This is a genomic window from Pseudomonas sp. LS1212 (genome assembly GCF_024741815.1).
In the GTDB taxonomy this organism is placed as follows: domain Bacteria; phylum Pseudomonadota; class Gammaproteobacteria; order Pseudomonadales; family Pseudomonadaceae; genus Aquipseudomonas.
Genome location: NZ_CP102951.1, coordinates 3,582,328 through 3,607,644, shown reverse-complemented (window position 1 = coordinate 3,607,644; position 25,317 = coordinate 3,582,328). Strand labels below are relative to the sequence as shown.

The window sequence follows — 25,317 nt, the reverse complement described above, 5'->3', positions numbered from 1 at the left end:
CGACAATGGCTAAGAAGTCCCGGTCAGCGGCCTTTATCGATGACCCCCTCTGGTACAAGGACGCGATCATTTACCAGGTGCACGTGAAGTCCTTTTTCGACTCCAACAACGACGGGATCGGCGACTTTCCCGGCTTGATCGCCAAACTCGACTACATCGCCGAACTGGGTGTGAACACCGTCTGGCTGTTGCCGTTCTATCCCTCGCCGCGACGCGACGACGGCTATGACATCGCCGAATACAAGGCCGTGCACTCGGACTACGGCACCATGGCCGACGCCAGGCAGTTCATCAAGGAAGCCCACAAGCGCGGCCTGCGGGTCATCACCGAACTGGTCATCAACCATACCTCCGACCAGCACATGTGGTTTCAGAGGGCGCGGCACGCCAAGCGCGGCTCCAAGGCCCGGGATTTCTATGTCTGGTCCGACAACGACCAGAAATACGACGGCACCCGGATCATCTTCCTCGACACGGAAAAGTCCAACTGGACCTGGGACCCGGTCGCCGGCCAATACTTCTGGCACCGGTTTTACTCCCACCAACCGGACCTGAATTTCGACAACCCGCAGGTGATGAAAGCGGTCATCGGAGTGATGCGTTACTGGCTGGACATGGGTATCGACGGCCTGCGCCTGGATGCGATTCCCTACCTGATCGAGCGCGACGGCACCAACAACGAGAACCTGCCCGAGACCCATCAGGTGCTCAAGCAGATCCGCGCCGAGATCGATGCCAACTACCCGGACCGCATGCTGCTGGCCGAGGCCAACCAATGGCCCGAAGACACCCGGCTGTATTTCGGCGACGCCCACGGCAACGATGGCGACGAATGCCACATGGCGTTTCACTTCCCGCTGATGCCGCGCATGTACATGGCCGTGGCCCAGGAAGATCGCTTCCCGATTACCGATATCCTGAGGCAGACGCCGGAAATCCCTGCCAATTGCCAGTGGGCGATTTTCTTGCGCAATCACGATGAGTTGACCCTGGAGATGGTCACCGACCGCGAGCGCGACTACCTCTGGAACTTCTATGCCGCCGACCGCCGCGCCCGGATCAACCTGGGCATACGCCGGCGCCTGGCGCCTTTGCTGGAACGCGACCGGCGCCGGGTCGAGCTGCTCAACAGCCTGCTGCTGTCGATGCCGGGCACGCCGACTTTGTATTACGGCGACGAAATCGGCATGGGCGACAACATCTACCTCGGTGACCGCGACGGCGTGCGCACGCCCATGCAGTGGTCGATCGACCGCAATGGTGGGTTTTCCCGCGCCGACCCGGCCAGCCTGGTGCTGCCGCCGATCATGGACCCGCTCTACGGCTATCAGTCGGTCAACGTCGAGGCCCAGGCTCACGATCCGCACTCGTTGCTGAACTGGCACCGACGCCTGCTGGCCGTGCGCAAGCAACAAAAAGCCTTCGGGCGCGGCAGCCTGAAAATGCTGTCGCCGAGCAATCGGCGGATCCTGGCCTATATCCGCGAATACACCGGCGCCGACGGCAAGACCGAAATCATTCTGTGCGTGGCCAACGTCTCGCGTGCCGCGCAAGCGGCGGAACTGGAGCTGTCGCACTACGCGGGCATGGTGCCGGTGGAAATGCTCGGTGGCAGCGCCTTTCCGCCGATCGGCCAGCTGCCGTTCCTGCTGACCTTGCCGCCCTATGCCTTCTACTGGTTCCTGCTGGCGCCGGAAACCCAGATGCCCAGCTGGCATGTGCAGCCGGCGCAGAGCATGCCGGACTTCACCACGCTGGTGCTGAAGAAGCGTATTGAAGAACTGCTCGAAGCGCCCTCGCGCACTACCCTGGAAAGCAGCACCCTGCCGCAGTACCTGCCCAAGCGGCGCTGGTTTGCCGGCAAGGACGCCGGTGTCGATCAGGTTCGTATCGTTTACGGCGTGCGATTCAACACCTCGACCTATCCGGTGCTGCTCAGCGAGATCGAGGTCAGCAGTGGCGGCCAGAGCAGTCGCTATCAGTTGCCCTTCGGCCTGCTGGCCGAGGACCAGATCAGCAGCGCCTTGCCCCAGCAACTGGCCCTGGCCCGCGTGCGGCGTGGTCGCCAGGTCGGGTTGATCACCGATGCGTTCAGCCTCGAGACCTTTATCCGAGCGATCATCCAGGGCTTGCAGGCCGGCATGCGTTTGCCCGGCGACGATGGCGAGCTGCAATTCGAACCGACCGAGCAACTGGCGCACCTTGGCCTGGGCGCAGACGCGCCCGTGCGCTACCTGTCGGCCGAGCAGTCGAACAGTTCGGTGGTGGTCGGTGGCAGCCTGGTACTGAAAATGATTCGTCGGATCAGCGGTGGCATTCACCCTGAACTGGAAATGAGCGCCTACCTGACCGCCGCAGGCTTCGCCAATATCTCGGCCTTGCTCGGCGCGGTCAGCCGCGTCGACGAGCAGGGCGTGCCGCATCTGCTGATGATTGCCCAGGGTTACCTGAGCAACCAGGGCAATGCCTGGGACTGGACTCAGAACAACCTGGAGCGCGCCACCCGCGACGAGATGGCCCCGGCTCATTCGGAGCAGGAGCAGCACTCCAATGCTTTGGCGGAGCTGGCCAACTTCGCTGCCTTGCTTGGCCAGCGCCTGGGTGAGATGCACCTGCTGCTGTCGGCACCGACCAACAACCCCGATTTCAGCGCCAGCCCCAGCACCGTCAAGGACAGCCGGGCCTGGAGCAAAAGCATTCGGGCGCAGGTGGAACGCGCCTTGCATCTGCTTGAACAGCACCGTGGCGATCTGGAGGAGCAGGACCAGGAGTTGGTCGACGAGCTGCTCAGTGGACGCAAGGACCTGCTTGGGCATGTCGACACTCTGTGCAAACAGGCGGTGGGTGGCTTGATCATGCGCGTGCACGGCGACTTGCACCTGGGCCAGGTGCTGGTGGTGCAGGGCGACGCCTACCTGATCGACTTCGAAGGTGAGCCGGCGCGCCCGCTGGACGAGCGCCGCGGCAAATACAGCCCCTACAAGGACGTCAGCGGGGTGCTTCGTTCGTTCGACTACGCTGCCGCCATGGCCATCCGCAATGCCCAGAGCGTCGATACCTCGCTGCAGGCGCAGCAGGCCCGGCAACGGGTTGCCAAGCACTATTTGCATGACTCCCGGCATGCCTTTATCGAGGCCTACGGGCTGGCGACCGCCAGCCTGCCGCACGCCTGGAACGATGCCGGCGGGGAGAGCGCCGCCCTTGAATTATTCAGCCTGGAAAAGGCTGTCTACGAAATTGTTTACGAAGCCGAGCATCGCCCGAGCTGGCTGGCCGTGCCTTTGCATGGTTTATATGGGTTGTTGAGTACGTGGGGAGAGCAGTAGATGAATGCGCACAGAGAGCAAGCCAGGGTCCAGAGCGGGGCGTTCCCGCACAAGGCCGACATTGAGGCGCTGGTACGGGCCGAACATCGTGACCCCTTTTCGATCCTCGGGCCGCACGGTGATGGTGCAGGCGGGCAATATATCCGTGCGTATCTGCCCAATGCCTTGAGTGTGCAGGTGCTGGAAAGCGGCAATGGCGAACCGATCGGTGCCCTGGAGCAGGGCGAGGTACCGGGTCTGTTCGTCGGGCATTTTCCAACGGCCCATCCGTACCTTCTGAAGATCCAGTGGGCCGGAGGCGAGCAGGTCAGCGAAGACCCCTACAGCTTCGGCCAACTGCTTGGCGAGATGGACCTTTATCTGTTCGCCGAGGGCAATCACCGCGACCTGAGCAGCTGCCTCGGGGCCCAGGTGATGCAGGTCGATGGCGTTGACGGGGTGCGTTTCGCGGTCTGGGCGCCGAACGCGCGGCGGGTGTCGGTGGTCGGTGATTTCAACATCTGGGATGGCCGTCGTCACCCGATGCGCCTGCGTCATCCGTCGGGAGTCTGGGAGATTTTCATCCCGCGGCTGGAACCCGGCGAGACCTACAAATATGAAATCCTCGGCAAGGAGACCATCCTGCCTTTGAAGGCCGACCCGATGGCCCTGGCCACGGCCCTGCCACCGGACACCGCCTCGAAGGTCGCCAAGCCCCTGCAGTTCGACTGGCAGGATCAGCAATGGCTGCAGGCCCGCGGCGAGCATCACCGCACCAACGCCCCGTTGTCGATCTATGAGCTGCACGCCGGTTCCTGGCAATGCGAGGTCGACGATACCGGCGAGGTGGTGCGCCCTTACAACTGGCGCGAACTGGCCGATCGGTTGATCCCGTATGTACAGAAACTGGGTTTCACCCATATTGAATTGATGCCGGTGATGGAGCACCCCTTCGGCGGTTCCTGGGGTTATCAGCCGTTGTCGCAGTTCGCGCCGAGTGCGCGCTACGGTTCGGCCGAGGACTTCGCGGCCTTCGTCGATGCCTGCCACCGGGCCGGCATCGGTGTGATCCTGGATTGGGTGCCAGCGCATTTCCCTACCGATGTTCACGGCCTGGCCCAGTTCGACGGCACCTCGTTGTATGAATATGGCAACCCACAGGAGGGTTTCCACCAGGACTGGGACACCCTGATCTACAATCTGGGGCGCACCGAAGTGCACGGCTTCATGCTGGCTTCGGCGTTGCATTGGCTCAAGCACTTTCACATCGACGGGCTGCGCGTCGATGCGGTCGCCTCGATGCTCTATCGCGATTACTCGCGCAAGGCCGGCGAGTGGGTGCCTAACCGGCATGGTGGGCGCGAGAATCTGGAAGCCATCGACTTCCTGCGCCACCTCAATGATGTGGTCGCCCTGGAAGTACCCGGTGCCCTGATCATCGCCGAAGAGTCCACCGCCTGGCCCGGCGTCAGCCAGCCGACCCAACAGGGCGGCCTGGGTTTCGCCTACAAGTGGAACATGGGCTGGATGCACGACACCCTGCACTACATCCAGAACGACCCGGTCCACCGCGCCCACCACCACAACGAAATGAGCTTCGGCCTGATCTACGCCTACTCGGAGCATTTCATCCTGCCGATTTCCCATGACGAGGTGGTGCATGGCAAGCATTCGCTGATCGACAAGATGCCGGGCGATCGCTGGCAGAAGTTCGCCAACCTGCGCGCCTACCTCACCTTCATGTGGGCGCACCCGGGCAAGAAGCTGCTGTTCATGGGCTGCGAATTCGGTCAGTGGCGCGAGTGGAACCACGACAGTGAGCTGGACTGGTACCTGCTGCAGTACCCTGAACACCTGGGGGTGCAGAAGCTGGTCGGTGACCTGAACCGCCTGTACCGCAACGAGGCAGCCCTGCATGAGCAGGATTGTGTGCCGCAAGGCTTCCAGTGGCTGATTGGCGATGATGCGGCCAACAGCGTGTTCGCCTGGCTGCGCTGGAGCATAAGCGGTGAGCCCTTGCTGATCGTGGCCAACTTCACGCCAGTGCCGCGTCATGGTTATCGGATCGGCGTACCTTTCGCCGAGCGCTGGAGCGAGGTGCTCAACAGCGATGCCGAAATCTATGCAGGTTCCAACCTTGGCAATGGCGGTGGCGTGGCCACCGAGTCAACGCCCAGCCATGGCCAGCCGTTGTCTCTGTCGCTCAACCTGCCGCCGTTGGCGGTGTTGATCCTGCGTCCCGAGGCCTAGCCCGGGCGTGTCATCGAACGACACGCCCTCGTCAAGCGTGTGAGGCTCACCACCTCACGCGCACTCCCAGGTTGCCGATCAGGCCGTTCAAGTCGTTGTCGTCGGCATTGCCGCTGTAGTCGGCGCTGACGAACAGGCTTACTTTTGTTGAAACCCTTGTAACCAGGCCCAGGCCCAAGTCCACGGTAGTGGATTTGCGGCCGCTGCTGATCTTGTCGACCTGGTCCAGGGAGAGGTTCTGGCCATTGGAAAAGTCGTGCCAGACGTTGGTCCGCACATAGGGTTCGACCGGCATTCCGCGTACTTCATAGCGGCCGGACAGGCGTGCACCCACGCGACCGGTCCAGGTCGGCATCGAGTCGTAGGCCTGAATCACATTGGAAGTATCCTGGGCGCCGGGGAAAAACTGTTGGTTGATCAACTGTGCCTGCGGTTCCAACACCCAGTTTTCACTCAGACCGATGGGGAAGCCACCTTCGATCGACAAGGTCAGCGCATGGCCATTGCCATCGATACGGTTGCCGTTGTCGGTTCGTCCGCTGCTGTCGAAGCGGGTACCCATGGCCACGGCATCCACATGCCAGCCCTGATCGTGGTTCATGCTCCAGTAGACGCCCAGGCTTTCGCCTTCGAGCTTGACCGCTCCCTTGCCATCACTGCTTCTGGGACGGATGCCGTCGGTGCCGCTTTGCAAACTGTTATGGCCGACGAAAAAGCCTGCACGGTGCGTGTTGGCGCCCGACTCACGGATGAACAGGTCCGGGCTGACTTGCATGGTGTTGTGCGTCTCGTCGAAACGTCGTTCCAGCGGGCCGGCGCTGCCGGGTTTGAGGTCGATCGGGAAGAACTGGCTCAGGTTGCTGGCGGTGACACTGGTGTTTTCCAGTGCGTTGCGTTGAGCCAGGCGATCCTGCAAAGAGCCCAGGGCCTGGAAGGTCAGGCCCGAAGCATTGGGAGTATTGAGGGTAAACTGCGGCATGCTCAGTGATGTGGCCGAGAAGGGGGCTTCTTCGGCGGGCCCGAACGCAAAGGTTTCTACGGGAAATGTCAGCAGCAGCGAGGTGGACAGCGCGTAGAAAGCGAACTCGTGGCCAAAGAGAGCGGACGTTCTTTTCATGGCAGAGCTCCTCTGAAAATAACAGCCAATGTTCTGGCCAGGAGACACGCCGGCTGTACTACAAAAACAGAGGGCGGCCGAAGCCAGCAGACCAAGCGCGGGGCAGCCGCCAAAGGCTCGTGCTAGAGGCTTGGAAAGAGTACTCGTGCGAGTAGGTTTGTTACTTGAAGTCAAGGAGAGGACTGGCCTTGCGTCAAGAATTTGTGCGATAGAAGGTAGTTGCAATTTTTCTGATGCAAGCTATTGATAAGGCTTGCTTATCTGAGATCCATAGCCCTCGGCACTCTTTAAACCCCCGGTACTATGCCGAATGATTTTAAAGATGGACCTCGACCGTCAGCGGCAAATGGTCGGATAGATGGGTCCAGGGCTTGTTTGCCAGAATCCGCGGCTCGTGGCTGCTGGCATTGCGAAGGTAAATGCGATCCAGGCGCAGCAGCGGCCATCGGGCCGGGTAGGTCTTGGCCAGCAGGCCATGATGGCGTTCGAAGGCTTCATGCAGGTAGTCGCGCTGGGTCAGGGTGACATTGCCCTGCAGCTTCCAGTCGTTGAAGTCGCCGGCGATGATCACCGGTGCGCCGCCGGGCAAGGCGTCCAGCAGACGGCAAAGCAGTTCCAGTTGCAATTGACGATGGCTTTCGAGCAGCGACAGGTGCACGCAGATGGCATGCACCTCATCGTGCCCCGGTACCTGCAGCACGCAATGCAGCAAGCCGCGGCGTTCGGGGCCGGTAATCGAAACATCGAGGTTGCGGTGGCGCACGATCGGGTATTTGGACAGCAGCGCGTTGCCGTGATGGCCGTCCGGGTAGACCGCATTGCGACCGTAGGCGAAGTCGGTCCACATGCTGTCGGCGAGAAATTCGTATTGGGAGGTCTGCGGCCAGTTGTTGAAGCGCGAGGCGTGGCGCTCGTGTTCGCCGAGCACCTCCTGCAGAAAGACGACGTCGGCGCCGGTACTGCGTACGGCTTCACGCAGCTCCGGGAGGATGAAGCGGCGATTGAAGACGGTGAAACCCTTGTGGGTGTTGACGGTCAATACGCGTAGGCGATGAACGTCCGGGGGCTGCATTTGCGCATCTCGGTCAATGGTGCTGGCGGCTGGCTCGGAAATCACGGTCGGTCCTCGGAAACAATCCCCGTAATTATTCCGACTGGTTTTCGAGCGGGCAGTTCCGGTGCTCTTGCGATCGCATCGCTGGCAAGCCAGCTCCCACAAAAAAGCCGAGCCAGCCGCTGACCCTGTGGGAGCTGGCTTGCCAGCGATGAATCCACCACAAATCGATGGACTTACTGCTCCTCCTCAAGCTGCAACTCAAACAACAGCAACGAACGCCCCGTCACCTGAAACACACTGCCGAACTCCAGCGGTTCACGTGCACGCAGCTGCGGCCGGTTGGTGTCCACCAGGCAATTCCAGTACTCGCCTTCGGGCACCTGCGGCAGGGTGAAGTTGACCACGTCATGGTGCGCATTGACGATCAGCAGCAAGGTGGCATCGGCGCCGGGGCGGCGGATGCCGCTGACCTGCGCCCGGCCGTCCATGAGCATGCCCAGGCAGCGCCCATGGGGGTCCTCCCACTGTTCGATGGTCATCTCGTTGGCCTCGGGGTCGAGCCAGGTGACGTCCTTGACGCCGATGTCCTCATTGAAGTCGCCGACCAGAAAACGTCCGCGCCGCAGCACCGGGTAGGTCATGCGCAGCTTGACCAGGCGTTTGACGAACTTGAGCAGGGACTTGCCATCCTCGTCCATGTTCCAGTTGACCCAGCCCGTCTCGCAGTCCTGGCAGTAGGCGTTGTTGTTGCCGTGCTGGGTGCGACTGAACTCGTCGCCGGCGACGATCATCGGCGTCCCCTGGGCCAACAGCAGGGTCGCGAAGAAATTGCGCATCTGGCGCAGGCGCAAGTCATTGATTTCGGGGTCGTCGGAGGGGCCTTCGACGCCATGGTTCCAGGACAGGTTGTTGTCGGTGCCGTCCTGATTGTTCTCGTCGTTTGCTTCGTTGTGCTTGTGGTTGTAAGACACCAGGTCGCGCAAGGTGAAACCGTCATGGGCGGTGATGAAGTTCATCGAGCAGTAGGGGCGCCGGCCGCGCTGGTTGAACAGTTCGCCCGAGGCGGTCATGCGCCCGGCGAAGTCGGCAAGCTGGCCGTCGTCGCCTTTCCAGAAGGCGCGCACGGTATCGCGAAAGCGATCGTTCCACTCCACCCAGCCCGGTGCGAAGTTGCCGACCTGATAACCGCCCGGGCCACAGTCCCAAGGCTCGGCGATCAACTTGACCTGGCGCAGCACCGGGTCCTGACGACAGGCCACCAGGAAGCTGTGACGTTCACTGAAACCATCGTGATAGCGCCCCAGGATCGTCGCCAGGTCGAAGCGAAAGCCGTCCACGTGCATCTCGCTGGCCCAATAGCGCAACGAGTCGGTGACCATCTGCAGCACGCAGGGGTGGCTCAGGTCCAGGGTGTTGCCGGTGCCTGAATCGTTGATATAGAACCGCTTGTTTTCCGGGTTCAATCGATAGTACGAGACATTGTCGATGCCGCGCATCGACAGGGTCGGGCCTTGCTCGTTGCCTTCGGCGGTGTGATTGTAGACCACATCGAGGATCACCTCCAGGCCGGCGTCGTGCAGGTGCGCGACCATCTCCTTGAATTCGGCGATCTTGCCATTGGCCAGGTAGCGCGGGTGCGGGGCGAAGAAGGCAATGCTGTTATAGCCCCAGTAATTGTTCAGGCCTTTTTGCAGCAGGTGCTGGTCGTTGACGAAGGCATGGATCGGCAGCAACTCGATCGAGGACACGCCGAGCTTGCGGATGTGCCCGAGCACGTCTTCGACCATCAAGCCGGCAAAGGTGCCGCGCACGTCCTCGGGCACCGAGGGGTGCATCATGCTGATGCCGCGTACATGGGTTTCATAGATGAGAGTGCGGTCCCAGGGCACGCTGACCCGCTGATCGCGGCCCCAGGTGTAGGCCGGGTCGATGACTTTGCTCTTGGGTACGAAGGGCGCACTGTCGCGCTCGTCGAAGCTGAGGTCGGCATCGGGGTGGCCGATGGTAAAGCCGAACAGTGCTTCGGACCAACGCAGCTGGCCGACCAGTTGCTTGGCATAGGGATCGATCAACAGCTTGTTGGGATTGAAACGGTGGCCGTTCTCCGGGTCGTAAGGGCCATGCACCCGGTAACCATAGACCAGCCCCGGGTGGGCGTCGGGCAGATAGCCGTGATAAATCTCGTCGGTGTATTCGGGGAGCTCGAGACGCTCCAGTTCCACCTCGCCGCTGGAGTCGAACAGACACAGTTCGACCTTGGTGGCGTTGGCGGAAAACAGTGCGAAGTTCACGCCCAGGCCATCCCAGGTGGCGCCGAGCGGGAAGGGCAAGCCTTCGCGAATGCGCGAAGGCTCGGCGGGTTTGGGGTCGGGCTTCTTTTCGGGCTTCTTTGGCCGAGTGGTCATGATGGTCCTTTCTCTGCGGTCAGTGGCATGAAAATCAGCGCGTGGACACCCGTGCGTTTTTCAGGCGAACGCGTGCAGGAGCCCTCCGTTCAAGGCCGGAGGGGCTAGCAGGTATCGACTGAAGGTCCGTTGCTACGTGGCGGCTTCAGCTCGCTGCCGGCTTTTTGGCCGTTCGCGGCTTTTTGGCCGCAGCCGGTGTGGCGGCAGCCGCAGACGCAGCAGCGGGTTTGGCAGCGGGCTTGGGTTTGGCGGCTGCAGCGGCCACACCAGGCTTGGCCTTGGCGGCGGTCTTGTGGCTGGGTGATTTGCTCGGCGCCAGGGCTTCGGCTTCGGCCAGTTTGCGCGCCATTTCCCAATGGCGTTGCTCCTGGCCTTCCGGTTTGCCTTCAGACTCCCAGATCTGATAGGCGAATTCGCGAACACGCTTGTCGTCAGCACTCATTTCAACGCTCCTGATTACAACTCATTTTGTATGAAGAGATTGACAGGGAAGTCTTTCAGCGCCGTATTCAGCCACATTTCCCTTTTTTCTGTGACTGCGGCCTCGCTGAAAAGTCCCTTCCATCTGTGCAGTGAATCGGTTACTGGCAGGGTGAGGCGGGTGTCTTCCCAGTTCTGTGCCGGGATCAACGGTATGGCGGTATCGCCGAGCAAGCTGTTGGTGAGCCTAGTTACAACGACGATAGCACGTTGTTCGTCACTTTCTCGCAGGAACGCCAGTACCTGAGTTGCATGCTTGCCACGCACTTCGAGCGGCTGGTAGCTGCCGCGCTGAAACAGCTCGGCGTACTGCGCGCGCAGGTTCAGAGTGCGGGCAATCAGCGCCTGCTTGATGCGGCCGTCGCGCCAGCTCTCGAGCAATTGTGCGGCGCCGAGCGAGTCGTCCAGCACCTGGCGTCGGGCAGCGAAATCCACTGGGCGGCGGTTGTCCGGATCGACCAGGCTCAAGTCCCAGAATTCCGTGCCCTGATACAGGTCCGGCACCCCCGGTGCGGTCATGCGCAACAGGCACTGGCTCAGGCTATTGATGGCCCCGGCGCAGGCAATTTCCTGGGCTGCGGCGGCGATGGATTGGCGCAATTGCTGGCTTTGCGGATCGAACAGCAGCGTGTCGATGAATGCCCGGCAGGCCGTTTCATAGGTCTCGTTGGGCGTACTCCAGCTGCTGGCCAGCTTGGCTTCGCGCAGGGCCTTTTGCTGCCACTGATGCAGTCGTGCGGCATAGTCTTCCAGGCCCGGGCGGTCCTGTACGGACAGGGTCAATGGCCAACTGCCGAGCAAGGCCTGGTACAACAGCAACTCATCACCGGCACTGGGGGCGGCGTCATCGCCGAAAGTGCTGCGCAGGGGCGAGGCCAATTCGCGCCAATGCTCGACCCGGTCGGCATACCAGGTGCTGCGCTCGCTGAGTACCGCCAGGCGCGCGCGGCTGTCCTCGCCGCGCTTGTGATCATGGGTGGCAGTGGCCAGCAGGTTGTCCGGGAAGGTCGCCAGACGTTGCCGGCAGGCAGAATGGAAATCTTCGGGCGGGGCACTGAAACGCTCGGGGTCAAAGCCCACGTCATTGCGCGACAGCAGCACCGCCGAACGATAGAACGCCGTGTCTTCCACGGCCTTTGCCGCGGTCGGTGAGGTCAGTTGCTGGAACCGGACGCAGGCATTGCGCAGGCGCTTGCGTTGGCGCCCCAGGGGCACGCTGCGCCAGCTATCGCCACCGAGCCAGCGCTGCAGAGAATCGAGCACCGGCCAGTCGGCTTCGCCCAGGGTGGTGCGGGCGCCGGCCATTGCCTGGGCAAAGAAGGCCTCGTCATCGACCGGACGGCCGCAGGCATTGATATAGGTGCGATACACCGGGTAATGCACGATCAATTCCTGCAGCGCCCGGCGTATGGCGCCCAGGGTCAGGTCGCGGCTCATCAGGTCATCGCGCGCCACTTGCAGCAAGGCCTGGGCCACGGACTCGAAGTCGCCGGCCAGGGTGCCATTGAGCACCAGCTGCCGGGCCAGGCGTACTTCTTCGCTGAAGTCGGCAGGGCGGCCGCTGAGGGTGCTCCAGAGCTCGCCGAGATTGGCCTGGCCCTCGGGGTCGTGTTGCAGCAGGGAGACCTGATTCATGAAGTCGTAACCGGTACTACCGTCGACCTGCCAGTCGCGGTGCAACTGTTCGCCGGCACCGAGGATCTTCTCGACATAGATGGGCAGGTGCTCGAGTGCCGCGTGCAGCGGGCGCTCGGCCAGCAGCGCGGTGACCCGGCGGCGCAGCTTGCGGCAATAGCCGCGCGGGTCGGCCAGGCCGTCGATGTGATCAATGCGCAGGCCGTCGACCAGGCCCCGGCCGATCAGTTCGAAGACCTTGCGGTGGGTGGCTTCGAACACCGCCGTGCGTTCGACGCGCAGCCCGCCCAGTTCATTGATATCGAAAAAACGCCGCCAGTTGATGTCGTCGGCAGCGGTTCGCCAACTGGCCAGGCGATAGGGTTGCTGCTCCAGCAGTTGATGCAGGCGACTGAAGCCTTCAGGGGTGCGAGAGTCGAACAGGTCAAGGATTCCCTTGAGTGCCTTGGCCAGCTCGGGCGTACGCGCCATGTCGGCCAGCTCTTGTTGCAGGGCTGGAGCCCTGGCGTGGGCATGGCGCAGGTCCTGCAGGGCGGCGAAGCGTGCCCCCAGTTCACTCAGGCGCGGGTCGCCACTGGCGCAGAGGATGCGCGCATAGTCTACCGGGCAGATCGGGAAGTGGTGTTCGTAGTGTTCGATGAAAAAGGCGCCATGCACGACGTCGCACCGCAGCGGGATTTCCCCGGCCTGGAGCACGGCGCCGTAGTCGCTGGAGAGATACGGCAGCAGCAGTTGGCCTTCGAGCAATGGGTCCGGTGAGTGCCACTGGATGTCGAAGAACTCCGCGTAGGGGCTGCGTCGTCCCCATTCAAGCAGGTCCAGCCACCAGCGATTATGCGCACCGCCCACGGCCATGTGATTGGAGACGATGTCGAGGATCAGGCCCATGCCGTGCTGGCGCAGGGCCGCGACCAGGCGTTCGAGCGCGGCTTCGCCGCCCAGCTCCGGGTTGATGCAGGTCGGATCGACCACGTCGTAGCCATGCATCGAACCTGGCCGCGCCCGCAGCAGGGGCGAGGCATAGACATGGCTGATGCCCAGCGCGGCGAAGTAGGGCACCAGCGGCACCGCATCATCGAGCGTGAAGTGCTGGTGAAACTGCAGGCGTACGCTCGCGCTCAGGGGTTTCATCGGTCGCGCTCGAACGCTTGTTCACGCGCCTGGGCCAGCAGCTCCAGACGACGGGCAGCGTCTTCGTCGTCGAGCAGGCTCTGGCTGTCGGCGCTGAAGCGTCGGCGCCAGTTGGGGTGCGTGTCGAGGGTGCCGGGCAGGTTCGGCTGCTCTTCGATGCCCAGGGCATCTTCCAGTGGCAGCAGTACCAGCGGCGCGCGGGTATGCCCGAGAAAGCGAACACTGGCGTCGATGACCTGGTCGGCTTCTTCGCCGTGGCCATGGAAATTCTGGTGATCCTGGGCCAGGACGTGGCGCAGGCCCTGCCGCTCGTGATGTCGGGTCTGGCGCCAATGGTGTTCGGTGTCGGCATCGATCAGCTTGAGCTTGTGGCTCCAGTCGATGTCACGCGAGCGCCACCAGCCATCGAGCGTGGGCAGGTCATGGGTGCTGGTCGTGGCCAGGGCATTGTCCGGCCACTCCAGAATCGGCTTGAACTGGCCGGTGTGGTATTGCTCGAACAGCAGCACGCGCATGCCGAGAATGGCCCGGGCCGCGAGCTTCTCGCGCAAACCGTCGGGAACAGTGCCAAGGTCCTCACCCAGGACAATGGCCCGGTGACGTGAAGACTCCAGTGCCAGCAGGCGCAGCAGGTCATCGACCGGGTAGTGCAAATAGGCACCTTCGCTGGGCGGCGCGCCTGCGGGGATGACCCAGAGTCGCTGCAGGCCCATGACATGGTCGATGCGCAGGCCACCGGCATGGGCAAAATTGGCCCGCAACATCTCGATGAAGGCGCGAAAGCCGTTACGCTGCAGGCCTTCGGGCGAGAATGCGGAAATACCCCAGCTCTGCCCGCTGCGGTTGAGAATGTCCGGAGGGGCCCCGACGGTCAGCTCCGAGAGCAGTTCATCCTGACGGCTCCAGGCCTGGCTGCCGGCACCGTCGGCGCCGACGGCCAGGTCGGCGATCAGGCCGATGCGCATGCCGTTGGCGCGTGCCGCGTCTTGTGCACGCTCCAGGCTGCGGGCCACCAGCCATTGGCTGAAGGCATAGAAACCGACCTCGTCGCTGTGCTTGAAGGCAAAGCGCGCGACTTCGGGGCTGTGCGGGTCGTGCCAGTCGCTGGGCCATTGGCGCCAGTCCTGGCTTTTGCCCTCGGCTGCGCAATGCGCCTGCATGGCTTCGAACCGGCAATGGTTTTCCAGGGCCTGGCCGCCGGCCTGGCGAAAGCTGGCGAAGTCCGGATGCAGAGGATGATCACCGGCGCAGAAACCATCGTAGAGCGTACGCAGCAACAACTGTTTGGCCTGGGCAGCGCCTGGCCAGTCGATCAAGGGCAGATGCTCCAGGCGCTGCAGTTCTTTGCCAAGCTCGGTGTCTTCGATGGCAATGCGTACCGCGCGCTCGCCGAGGATCGCGCCGGGTGCGGCATACAGACTGTTGAGGAACAACCGGCTGGAAGGCGAATAGGGGCTGTAGCAGTGCGGGTCGTTGCTGAACATCGCATGCATGGGGCTGATCGCCAGGGCGTCGGCGCCACGTTCGGCTGCGCTGCGGGCAAGCATTTCCAGGGCCAGGGTATCGCCGAAGCCACCGTCGCCGAGGCGACGAAGCGAATACAGCTGGGCACTGAGCCCCCAGAGGCGCGGTGTCGGTTCGCCGGCGGCATCGGCAACGCTCCAGCAGCGTGCGGGTGCGACGGCCAGGGTAAAGTGCTGCTCGGCCACGCTGACCCGTTGGTAGCCAACCGGCAGCTCGCCGGGGAGAACACCCTGATCGTCCAGTTGCAGGTCGAGGGTCGTGCCATCTTCGAGCGTCACCTGGCAGGGCGTGTGCGGGCTGAAAAACGCATGAAGGTTCAAGGCCTGGCCGGCTTCGACCGTCAGCAAGGGCGGCAGCGTGTGGCTCTGGCCGGCTTCGAACAGTTCCTGCAGGCTGGCTTCCACTTCAGCGTGGTCGGCTGCCGGATGCCCGAGCCCGGCCAGGACCTGGCGCAGCACTTCGGGCCGTACGCGTTGCGGGCGTCCGTTGGCGTCGATCCAGTCCACCGCAAGGCCTGCCTGTTGCGCCAGTAATTGCAGTCGCTCGTCACTCATGGGTCGGCTCCAGTGCATCGGGTGGGGTCAGGCTGACCAGGGTGGTGTAGGGCAATAGTTGAGTTGCGCACAGCGAGTCGGGCGTGGCGCAAAACAGTCGATGCTGCGGTGCTGGCAATGCGGTCGACACGGCGTGTTCGCCAAGGTTCAGGTCGATGCGCAGTTCGCTGCCATCGCCCAATTGCCAGCGGGCGGTCAGCGCTTTTTCGGCAAGCACCTGGGTCCCCAGAGAACGGCTTCCCGGCAGCCGCGCGAAGAGGTGGGTTCGGCGCAGGGTCAGTAGTTCACGGTACAGCAGCAGCCAGGCGTTGTCGTCCTCGACCTGCTCCAGGCGTGGACGCGAAGCCTGGAAGGTTTGCATCGCGTTGGGGTCGGGAATTCGCGCGCGTTGTTGCTTGTCGGCAAAGGCCTTGAGGCCGGCGAACTCTTGTCGTCGCCCCGCGCGTACCGCCTGCGCCAAGTCGCCGTGGTGGCTGGTGAAATACAGGAACGGCTCGCTGGCGGCCCATTCATCGCCCATGAAAAACAGCGGGATCATGGGGCAAAGCAATAACAAGGTGGTCGCTGCACGCAGGGCCTGCGGCGGGCACAGTTGGCTCAGGCGCTCGCCGAAGGCACGATTGCCGATCTGGTCGTGGTTCTGCAAAAACAGCACGAAGGCGCTGGGTGGCAGATGGGCGCTGGGTTCCCCGCGTGGCAGGCCCTTGCCGCCCGTCTGGCCCTGATAGATAAAACCCTGGCTCAGGCAGCGCGCCAGTTTTTCGATCGGGCGATCCTGGAAGTCGGCGTAGTAGGTTTCGCTCTCGCCGGTCAGCAGCACGTGAAGCACATTGTGCCCGTCGTCATTCCACTGCCCGTCGAAGCCCTGTTCGAGCAGGCAGGCCTGGTTATGTTCGTTCTCCAGGGTCAGCCAGACATGCCGCCCCCCATCGATCTGCTCGCGCACCCGGCGGGCGAGGTCGCGGCAAAAGGTCGGGTCTTCGATCGCATGCACCGCATCAAGGCGCAGGCCGTCGAAGCGGTATTCCAGCAACCACATCAGGGCATTGTCGATGAAGAAGTCGCGCACCTGGGGCCTGGAAAAATCGATGGCTGCGCCCCAGGGCGTGTGTTTGTCTTCGTTGAAAAAGCCCTTGGCGTAATGCCCCAGGTAATTGCCGTCCGGGCCGAAGTGGTTGTAGACCACATCCAGCAGCACCATCAGGCCGTACCCGTGGGCGCAGTCGATCAGGCTTTTCAGTTGTTCGGGCGTACCGTAGGACGACTCGGGCGCATAGGGCAGCACGCCGTCATAGCCCCAGTTGCGATCGCCAGGGAATTGCGCCACCGGCATCAGCTCGATGGCGGTAACACCCAGGTCGGCCAGGCGCGCCAGTTGCTTTTCGACTCCGGCAAAACCACCCATGGCCCCGACATGCAGCTCGTAAATAACGGCTTCATGCCAGGGCCGACCCTGCCAGTGGCTGTTGCGCCAGGCGTAAGCCTGAGGGTCGACCACCACGCTTGGCGAATGCACGTCACTGGCCTGGGACCGTGACGCAGGGTCGGGAACCTCCAGTTCACCGTCGATATTGAAGCGATAGCGGGTACTGGGCAAACACCGCGCCTGGATCACGAACCAGCCATCGGCCTGAGGCATCATCGGCAGTGACTGCCCGCTCTCCAGCTCTACGCTGACGTAATACGCGTCAGGCGCCCAGAGGGCGAAACGGGTGTGTTCCTGATCCAGCATGATCGCCCCGTGGGGCCAGGTTTCCATTGACCGAAAGGGCATCCCATCCAACCTCTCAATACCGGGTGGTGACACCTACCGCACGTTGCACCAGCTCTTCGTACAGCTTGGCGTAGGGTTCGACCGCCTGGCACCAGTTGAAGGGTTGCGTCATTGCCCGGCAGCGCATGGCGCTGAGCAGGTCCGGTTTGCTGAAGACATAGAAGGCCCGGCTGAGCGCCTCTTCGTAGCTCTGCACGGTGGACTCGTCAAACAGGAACCCGGTGACGCCGTCCTCGATGGTATCGGCCAGCCCACCGGTATTGCGGGCCACGGGCAGGGAGCCGAAACGCTGTGCATACATCTGGCTCAAGCCGCAGGGTTCGTAGCGCGAAGGCATCAGCAGGAAATCGCTGCCGGCAAACATGCGCCGGGCATCGGTTTCGTTGAAGCCGATACGCACGCTGGCCTGGCCGGGGAAACGTCGGGCCAGCTCGCACATGGCCTGTTCTTCCTCCGGCTCGCCACGGCCAATGATTGCGATCTGGCCACCGTTGGCGACGATGAATTCAGCCACGGCCTCGGTCAGGTCCAGGCCCTTCTGGTAGACCAGGCGCGAGACCACCGCGAACAGGGGGCCATCGGACGGTTCCAGCTCGAACAGCTGGCGCACGTGTTCGGCATTGACTGCCTTGCCTTCCCAGTCATTGAGGTTGAACGGGCAGATCAGGTGCGTGTCGGTGGCCGAGTCCCAGCTTTCGTCGATGCCATTGGGAATGCCGCTGAGCAGGCCGTACTGAGCCTTGCTGCTGAGGAAACCATCGAGCCCGCAGCCGAAGGCCGGGGTGGTGATTTCCTGGGCATAGGTAGCGCTGACCGTGGTGATATGGCTGGAGTAGGCCATTCCGGCCTTGAGGAACGACAACTTGCCGTAGAACTCCATGCCTTCCTGTTGCAGGGCATGCTCGGGGATGGCCAGCTCAGGGCAGCAGGCGCGGCTGACCACACCCTGGTAAGCGAGGTTGTGAATGGTGAACAGGGTGGGGGTCTTGAGCCCGCGCCAGTGCATGTAGGCCGGTGCCAGGCCGGCGGGCCAGTCATGGGCATGAACCAGGTCCGGCTTCCAGTGGACCATGCCTTCGCCTGCGGCGATATCGGCCGCGGCCAGGCCCAGGCGGGCGAAACGAATATGGTTGTCCGGCCAGTCGCGCCCATTGTTGGCGCCATAAGGCGTGCCTTCGCGTTGGAACAGCTCAGGGCAGATCAGGACATAGATGACCAGGCCGTCGGGAAGGTCCATGCGCCCGATCTTGCAGGGTGGCAGTGCGGCATGGCCGCCCAGTTCGCCGACGATGTGGATGGGATTGTCGCTGCCCAATACCTGCGGGTAGCCAGGGATCAGGACGCGCACATCATGCAGGTGACGCAGGGCCCGTGGCAGGGCTGCGGATACATCGCCAAGGCCACCGGTCTTGACCAGGTCGGCAAACTCGGAGGTTACGAATAGAACTTTCTGTTTGTTGGGATTTTCTCGTTGCTGCCCTTGAAGTGCCTTGCCCGTCGAAGCGAGGTCCGGCATTGCCGTCTCGCTAACCTGCTTACTGAAATTCTCTCCGTGAGTTTCGACAGCGGCACTGATCATTGTTATCTCCCGTGCATTAATACGTGTGGCAAAGCACCTGAATTATTGTCCGTGCCCCCAACGCCAAGCGCACAAGCGCTACGCAACTCGGCGGAAAAATGCCTAGTGCGATTCGACGGGTTGGGGTGGGTCGGCTGCGCCTGGGTACTCCAAGAAGCGATGGCCTTCCTTTAACCTGACCTACCGACTTTTCAGAAGTTTCGACTTTTCCAAGGCGATTTTTCCGAGCGGTATTTGGGCTGATTTCTGAGTGTAGGAGAGATCGTGGCCAGGGGGAAATACATTAATTTTTTTGAGCGACTGACGGTGTTTGGAGGCTCTGCTACTTGGTACGGACGTCCATGTGATTGGGGTGTTTGTGCCCGCTGCAGCGGGTTGCGGCAAGGTTCGCAGGACCTTCGTTCAATCCGAAATCCGGCGACCGCTTTGCGCTCGGCCGCAGCCTTCGGCAGCGGCTGCACAGAGCGTGTTGCGCCGGACTCTTGTAGCCGCTGCCGAAGGCTGCGCTCGGCCGCGCAGCGGTCGCTTGGTTTAACTCCCACATCCCCCTAAGATGACCGCCAAACAACGAAAGAGCGCTACCCACCCCATGTCTGAAAAAGACACGATCTCCATGCAATTGGTGCGAGAAGCTTTGTTACAAAGTTGTGTGCCGGGAGCGGCCATGGATGAAGTCCTGGGCAAGGCCGGGATCGACCCCCTGTTGCTCGAACAGCCCCAGGCACGCGTTCCGGCCACCGCCTATGCGCGTTTGTGGCGGTTGCTCGCCCGGCGCCTGGACGATGAATTCTTCGGCATGGACCCGCGCCGGTTGAAGTCCGGCAGCCTGGCGTTCATGTGCCGTGCGGCAATGGCCCAGCCGACCCTGGCCAAGGGCCTTGAGGTGGTACTGCAGTTCCTGTCGCTGATGTTCGAACACTTGCCCGCCGAGCTGGTCCAGCAACAGAGCCTGGCTGAAATCGTCTTGTTGGAGCGCGACCAGCAGGTGCGCCGGCCATTCACGTATTTCACCTACTGGATGATCGTGCACGGCGTCGCCTGCTGGCTGGCCGGACGGCGCATTCCCATCCTGGCCATCGAGCTGCGTTGCGACCAGCCGGACTTCTGCGACGACTACCGGGTGATGTTCTCCGAGAACCTGCGCTTTGCCCGGCCGCGCACGCGGATGATCATCTCCGCCGATTGCCTGGACCTGCCGATTCGTCGCAGCGCACAGGAACTGCAACGGTTCCTGGCCCGGGCTCCGGCCAATATCCTGGTCAAGTACCGCGACCCCGACAGCCTGGCCCGGCGTATCAAGAACGACCTGCGACAGCTTCCTGCCGAGCATTGGCCGGAAACCGAAGCCCTGGCGCAACGATTGTGCATATCGGCCTCGACCCTGCGCCGGCGCCTGGCCGAGGAAGGCCAGACCTACCAGGCGCTCAAGGACAGTGTGCGCAAGGAGTTGGCGGTTACCTGGCTGGCAGAGCCGGAAATCAGCTATGCCGAAATCGCCGCGCGCCTGGGGTTTGCCGACACCAGTTCCTTCTACAAGGCCTTTCGCAAGTGGTCCGGATCCAATCCCGGGCATTACCGCAGCCTGATCCTCAACAGCACTGGCCAAACCAGTCATCCAGATTGACAGCTTTGACCATTGTCCGGGGAGGGCTCTGGCGCGACTATCTACAGAACTTTTCGTTGTTTGATAAAAATAATAAACGAGGATTCTGGCGATGCGCGATTACACCACTGCTGCAGCACAGTTCGACTACCTGCAAACGGCTGCCGCGGCACTCGAAGGCGACCTGTCGGCCCTCAATGCCTGCGTCGAATGTTGCGACCGGCATGTCGCCTCCGGGCGCACCGCGCTGTACTGGGAAGGCCGCGACGGCAGCAGTGCCCGTTACAGTTTCAGCGAGTTGCAGCAGCAGGCGGCCCGCTTCGGCAACTTCCTCAAGGCCCAGGGCATTGGCCCGGGCGACAAGGTGGCAGGCCTGTTGCCACGCACCGCCGAATTACTGATTGCCATCCTTGGCACCTGGCGCGTGGGCGCGGTCTATCAGCCGCTGTTTACCGCGTTCGGGCCCAAGGCCATCGAGCACCGGTTGGGCTCCGGGGCCAAACTGGTCGTGACCGACAGCCTCAACCGCAGCAAGCTCGACGACGTCAGCGGCTGCCCGAGCATCATGACGGTCTGTGAGGAAGCCGAGCGTCGCCCCGGCGATTTCAATTTCCACAGCCAACTCGAGCAACACTCGACTGACTGCGAGCCGGTCATGCTGGGTGCCGATGCGCCGTTTCTGCTGATGTTCACTTCAGGCACCACGGGACTTGCCAAAGCCCTGGAGGTGCCGCTGCGCGCCATCGTTGCCTTCCAGGGTTACATGCGCGATGCCATCGACCTGCGACCTGAAGATGCGTTCTGGAACCTTGCCGATCCGGGCTGGGCCTACGGGCTTTATTACGCGGTCACCGGCCCCTTGGCGCTGGGCCATGCCACGACCTTCTACGATGGCCCATTCACCGTGGAAAGCACCTGCCGGATCATTCAAAAGTACGCCATTACCAACCTCGCCGGTTCACCCACCGCCTACCGTTTGCTGATAGCTGCCGGGGACACCTTCGCCGAAGGGATCAAGGGCTACCTGCGGGTGGTCAGCAGCGCCGGTGAGCCACTCAACCCGCAGGTGATTCGCTGGTTCTCGGACAACCTGGGGGTGACCATCCACGATCACTATGGGCAAACCGAACTGGGTATGGTGCTATGCAACCACCATGGCCTGCAGCACCCGGTCCACATGGGCTCGGCCGGCTTTGCCGTGCCGGGGCATCGCATCGTGGTGCTCGACGAGAACCATCAGGAGCTGCCGGCCGGCCAGCCGGGCAACCTCGCGGTGGATCGCGAGCAGTCGCCGCTGTGCTGGTTCGGTGGCTACCTGGGCGGTACCACCAAGGGATTTGTCGGCAAGTACTACCTGAGCGGCGACACGGCAGAACTGAACGCCGATGGCAGCATCAGTTTCGTCGGCCGCAACGATGATGTGATCACGACCTCCGGTTACCGGGTCGGCCCGTTCGATGTGGAAAGCGCGCTGATCGAACATCCGGCGGTGGTTGAGGCGGCGGTGATCGGCAAGCCCGACCCCGAGCGTACCGAACTGATCAAGGCCTTCGTGGTGCTCAACCCGCTCTACAGCGCCAGCCCGGAACTGGCCGAAACCCTGCGCCTGCACGTGCGCCAGCGGCTGGCCGCGCACTCGTACCCGCGTGAAATCGAATTCGTCACTGAATTGCCCAAGACGCCGAGCGGCAAGTTGCAACGATTCATCTTGCGCAACCAGGAAATCGCCAAACAACAAGCTGCCGCCGCCCAGGCGGCCAGCAACTGATTCAAGGAAACCATCATGCAAATAGCCAACAAGATTTTCCTCGTCAGCGGCGGTGCTTCCGGCCTTGGCGCCGCGACCGGGCAGATGCTGATCGAAGCCGGTGCCCGGGTGATGCTGGTCGACCTCAATGGCCCGGCGGTGGAGGCCAAAGCGGCCGAGCTTGGGCCCAACGCGCGCCATGTGGTCGCCGATATCAGCCAGGAAGCGGCGGCCCAGGCGGCTGTCGAGGCGACGGTCAACGCCTTTGGCGGGCTTAACGGGCTGGTCAACTGCGCCGGTATCGTCGGCGCCGAGAAGATCCTGGGCAAAAACGGCCCCCACGGCCTGGACAGCTTCAGCCGGGTGATCAACGTCAACCTGATTGGCAGCTTCAACCTGTTGCGCCTGGCCGCCGCCGCGATTGCCGAGGGCCAAGCCAGCACTGAGGGCGAGCGCGGGGTTATTATTAATACAGCGTCGATCGCCGCCTACGATGGGCAGATCGGCCAGGCCGCCTACGCCGCCTCCAAGGGTGCCATCGCCAGCCTGACCCTGCCGGCTGCCCGTGAACTGGCCCGCTACGGCATCCGCGTGATGACCATTGCCCCGGGCATTTTTGAAACACCGATGATGGCCGGCATGACCGATGAGGTCCGCAATTCCCTGGCCGCCGGCGTGCCGTTCCCGCCGCGGCTGGGCAAGCCACAGGAGTACGCCGCGCTGGCCCGGCATATCATCGAAAACAGCATGCTCAACGGTGAGGTGATCCGTCTCGACGGCGCCTTGCGCATGGCCGCCAAGTAATCGACAGGAGAATTCGTCATGACTCTCATCAACGATCCAGTTGTCATCGTCAGCGCCGTGCGTACCCCTATGGGCGGCTTCCAGGGCGCCCTCAAAAGCCTCACTGCACCGCAACTGGGCGCCGCGGCCATCCGTGCGGCGGTTGAACGCGCCAGTGTCGACGCCGGCAGCGTCGAGCAAGTGCTGTTCGGTTGCGTGTTGCCGGCCGGGCTCGGCCAGGCCCCCGCGCGCCAGGCCGCGCTCGGCGCCGGTTTGAACAAGTCCACTACCTGCACCACCCTGAACAAGATGTGCGGCTCGGGCATGCAAGCAACGATCATGGCCCACGACTTGCTGCTGGCCGGCAGCGCCGATGTAGTTGTGGCCGGCGGCATGGAGAGCATGTCCAACGCGCCGTACCTGCTCGACCGCGCCCGCAGTGGCTACCGCATGGGCCACGGCAAGGTGATCGACCACATGTTCCTCGACGGCCTGGAGGATGCCTACGACAAGGGCCGCCTGATGGGTACCTTCGCCGAAGATTGCGCCCAGGCCAACGGCTTTACCCGCCAGGTTCAGGACGACTTTGCGATTGCCTCGCTGACCCGCGCCCAGCACGCGATCAAGGACGGCAGCTTCGCCGCCGAGATCGTCCCGGTGCAAGTCACAGTCGGCAAGGAAACGCACCTCATCAGCGACGACGAGCAGCCGCCCAAGGCCAGCCTGGACAAGATCGCCAAGCTCAAACCAGCGTTTCGTGAAGGCGGGACGGTGACGGCGGCCAATTCCAGCTCCATCTCCGACGGTGCTGCCGCGCTGGTGCTGATGCGCCGTTCCGAGGCCAAGAAGCGCGGCCTCAAGCCATTGGCCGTCATTCATGGTCACGCGGCCTTCGCCGATACCCCCGGGCTGTTTCCGGTGGCACCGGTCGGCGCCATCGAGAAATTGATCAAGCGCACCGGCTGGCACCTGGACGAGGTTGACCTGTTCGAGATCAATGAAGCCTTCGCCGTGGTCAGTCTGGTGACCATGAGCAAGCTGGAACTGCCCTTTGAAAAGGTCAACATCCACGGCGGTGCCTGCGCCCTGGGCCATCCGATTGGCGCCTCGGGTGCGCGGATTCTGGTGACGCTGCTCTCGGCCCTGCGCCAGAAAGGCTTGAAGCGTGGCGTGGCGGCCATTTGTATCGGTGGCGGTGAAGCCACCGCCATGGCCGTCGAGTGCCTGTACTGAGGTGTCCCATGCTAGCCAATGACGAACAACTGCAAATCAGCGAAGCGGCCCGCCAGTTCGCCCAGGAGCGTCTGCGCCCCTTCGCCGAGAAATGGGACCGCGAGCACCTGTTCCCGCGTGAAGCGATCGCCGAAATGGCCGACCTGGGCTTCTTCGGCATGCTGGTGCCGGAGCAGTGGGGCGGTTGCGACACAGGTTACCAGGCCTACGCCATGGCCCTGGAAGAAATCGCTGCCGGCGATGGTGCCTGCTCGACCATCATGAGCGTACACAACTCGGTCGGTTGCGTGCCGATCCTGAAATTCGGCAACGACCAGCAGAAGGAGCAATTCCTGCAGCCGTTGGCCAGTGGCAGCATGCTCGGTGCCTTCGCCCTGACCGAGCCCCAGGCCGGGTCCGATGCCAGCAGCTTGAAAACCCGCGCCCGCCGCGACGGTGACCATTACATCCTCAATGGTTGCAAACAGTTCATCACCTCGGGGCAGAACGCCGGGGTGGTGATCGTGTTCGCGGTCACCGACCCGGCAGCGGGCAAGCGCGGCATCAGCGCCTTCATCGTGCCCACCGATTCGCCCGGCTACCGGGTCGCTCGGGTCGAAGACAAACTCGGCCAGCATGCCAGCGATACCTGCCAGATCCTGTTCGAAGACCTGCGCCTGCCCGTGGCCAATCGACTGGGCGAGGAGGGTGAAGGCTACAAGATCGCCCTGGCCAACCTGGAGGGCGGGCGCATCGGCATCGCCGCCCAGTCGGTGGGCATGGCCCGCGCCGCGTTCGAAGTAGCACGTGACTACGCCCGCGAGCGGGAAAGCTTCGGCAAGGCGATTATCGAGCACCAGGCCGTAGCGTTCCGCCTGGCCGACATGGCAACTTCCATCGCCGTGGCGCGGCAGATGGTGCATTATGCGGCGGCCCTGCGCGACAGCGGCAAGCCCGCGCTGGTGGAAGCGTCGATGGCCAAGCTGTTCGCCTCGGAAATGGCCGAAAAGGTCTGTTCCTCGGCCTTGCAGACACTGGGTGGCTATGGCTACCTCAGCGATTTCCCGCTGGAGCGCATCTACCGCGATGTGCGCGTCTGCCAGATTTACGAAGGCACCAGCGATATTCAGCGCATGGTCATTGCGCGCAATCTTTGAAGAG

The 25,317-nt window shown here is 62.8% G+C and carries 15 protein-coding genes; 7 read left to right on the top strand and 8 right to left on the bottom strand.

All coding sequences use genetic code 11. The annotated features are described in order from the left end of the window. Positions 1–5: 5 nt before the first annotated feature. Both treS and glgB read left to right on the top strand, forming a co-directional pair. Positions 6–3,326 carry a maltose alpha-D-glucosyltransferase gene (treS, locus tag NVV94_RS16730; protein ID WP_258443501.1) on the top strand — a complete coding sequence of 1,107 codons (3,321 nt, stop codon included), beginning with the start codon at positions 6–8 and terminating at the stop codon, positions 3,324–3,326. Beyond that, on the top strand, positions 3,327–5,555 hold the full coding sequence (gene glgB, locus NVV94_RS16725) for a 1,4-alpha-glucan branching protein GlgB (protein ID WP_258443500.1): 2,229 nt from the start codon (positions 3,327–3,329) through the stop codon (positions 5,553–5,555). A gap of 46 nt (positions 5,556–5,601) precedes the next feature. On the opposite strand, the gene NVV94_RS16720 is transcribed toward glgB, so the two are convergent. The 8 genes from NVV94_RS16720 to glgA all read right to left on the bottom strand — a co-directional run bounded on the left by NVV94_RS16720 (position 5,602) and on the right by glgA (position 18,811). Continuing rightward, a complete protein-coding gene (locus tag NVV94_RS16720) occupies positions 5,602–6,672 on the bottom strand; it encodes an autotransporter outer membrane beta-barrel domain-containing protein (protein ID WP_258443499.1) in 1,071 nt (356 codons plus the stop codon). 316 nt (positions 6,673–6,988) lie between these two features. Next, entirely contained in the window at positions 6,989–7,744 is a 756-nt protein-coding gene (locus tag NVV94_RS16715; protein WP_258447727.1) for an endonuclease/exonuclease/phosphatase family protein, read from the bottom strand. Positions 7,745–7,962: 218 nt separating this feature from the next. Then, the gene (gene glgX / locus NVV94_RS16710) at positions 7,963–10,134 is read right to left on the bottom strand and encodes a glycogen debranching protein GlgX (RefSeq protein ID WP_258443498.1); all 2,172 of its coding nucleotides are present in this window, start codon (positions 10,132–10,134) and stop codon (positions 7,963–7,965) included. A gap of 145 nt (positions 10,135–10,279) precedes the next feature. After that, positions 10,280–10,576: a DUF2934 domain-containing protein gene (locus tag NVV94_RS16705; protein WP_258443497.1), complete on the bottom strand. Its 297-nt coding sequence runs from the start codon at positions 10,574–10,576 to the stop codon at positions 10,280–10,282. 14 nt (positions 10,577–10,590) lie between these two features. Continuing rightward, a complete protein-coding gene (locus NVV94_RS16700; RefSeq protein ID WP_258443495.1) occupies positions 10,591–13,380 on the bottom strand; it encodes a malto-oligosyltrehalose synthase in 2,790 nt (929 codons plus the stop codon). Beyond that, entirely contained in the window at positions 13,377–15,458 is a 2,082-nt protein-coding gene (malQ, locus tag NVV94_RS16695) for a 4-alpha-glucanotransferase (RefSeq protein WP_258443494.1), read from the bottom strand. Before malQ ends, NVV94_RS16700 begins: the two co-directional genes overlap by 4 nt. After that, a complete protein-coding gene (gene treZ, locus NVV94_RS16690) occupies positions 15,451–17,232 on the bottom strand; it encodes a malto-oligosyltrehalose trehalohydrolase (RefSeq protein WP_258443493.1) in 1,782 nt (593 codons plus the stop codon). Before treZ ends, malQ begins: the two co-directional genes overlap by 8 nt. 13 nt (positions 17,233–17,245) lie before the next feature. Next, entirely contained in the window at positions 17,246–18,811 is a 1,566-nt protein-coding gene (gene glgA, locus NVV94_RS16685; RefSeq protein WP_258443492.1) for a glycogen synthase GlgA, read from the bottom strand. Positions 18,812–19,400: 589 nt separating this feature from the next. Here glgA and NVV94_RS16680 point away from each other — a divergent pair. From NVV94_RS16680 to NVV94_RS16660, 5 genes are all read left to right on the top strand, one after another. Further along, positions 19,401–20,435: an AraC family transcriptional regulator gene (locus tag NVV94_RS16680; protein ID WP_258443491.1), complete on the top strand. Its 1,035-nt coding sequence runs from the start codon at positions 19,401–19,403 to the stop codon at positions 20,433–20,435. A 91-nt stretch (positions 20,436–20,526) separates the two neighbouring features. After that, a complete protein-coding gene (locus NVV94_RS16675; RefSeq protein WP_258443490.1) occupies positions 20,527–22,182 on the top strand; it encodes an AMP-binding protein in 1,656 nt (551 codons plus the stop codon). 15 nt (positions 22,183–22,197) lie between these two features. Continuing rightward, the gene (locus NVV94_RS16670; protein ID WP_258443489.1) at positions 22,198–22,965 is read left to right on the top strand and encodes an SDR family NAD(P)-dependent oxidoreductase; all 768 of its coding nucleotides are present in this window, start codon (positions 22,198–22,200) and stop codon (positions 22,963–22,965) included. Positions 22,966–22,983: 18 nt separating this feature from the next. Next, on the top strand, positions 22,984–24,177 hold the full coding sequence (locus NVV94_RS16665) for an acetyl-CoA C-acyltransferase (RefSeq protein WP_258443488.1): 1,194 nt from the start codon (positions 22,984–22,986) through the stop codon (positions 24,175–24,177). A gap of 8 nt (positions 24,178–24,185) precedes the next feature. Then, a complete protein-coding gene (locus NVV94_RS16660; RefSeq protein WP_258443486.1) occupies positions 24,186–25,313 on the top strand; it encodes an acyl-CoA dehydrogenase in 1,128 nt (375 codons plus the stop codon). The last annotated feature ends 4 nt before the right edge of the window (positions 25,314–25,317 follow it).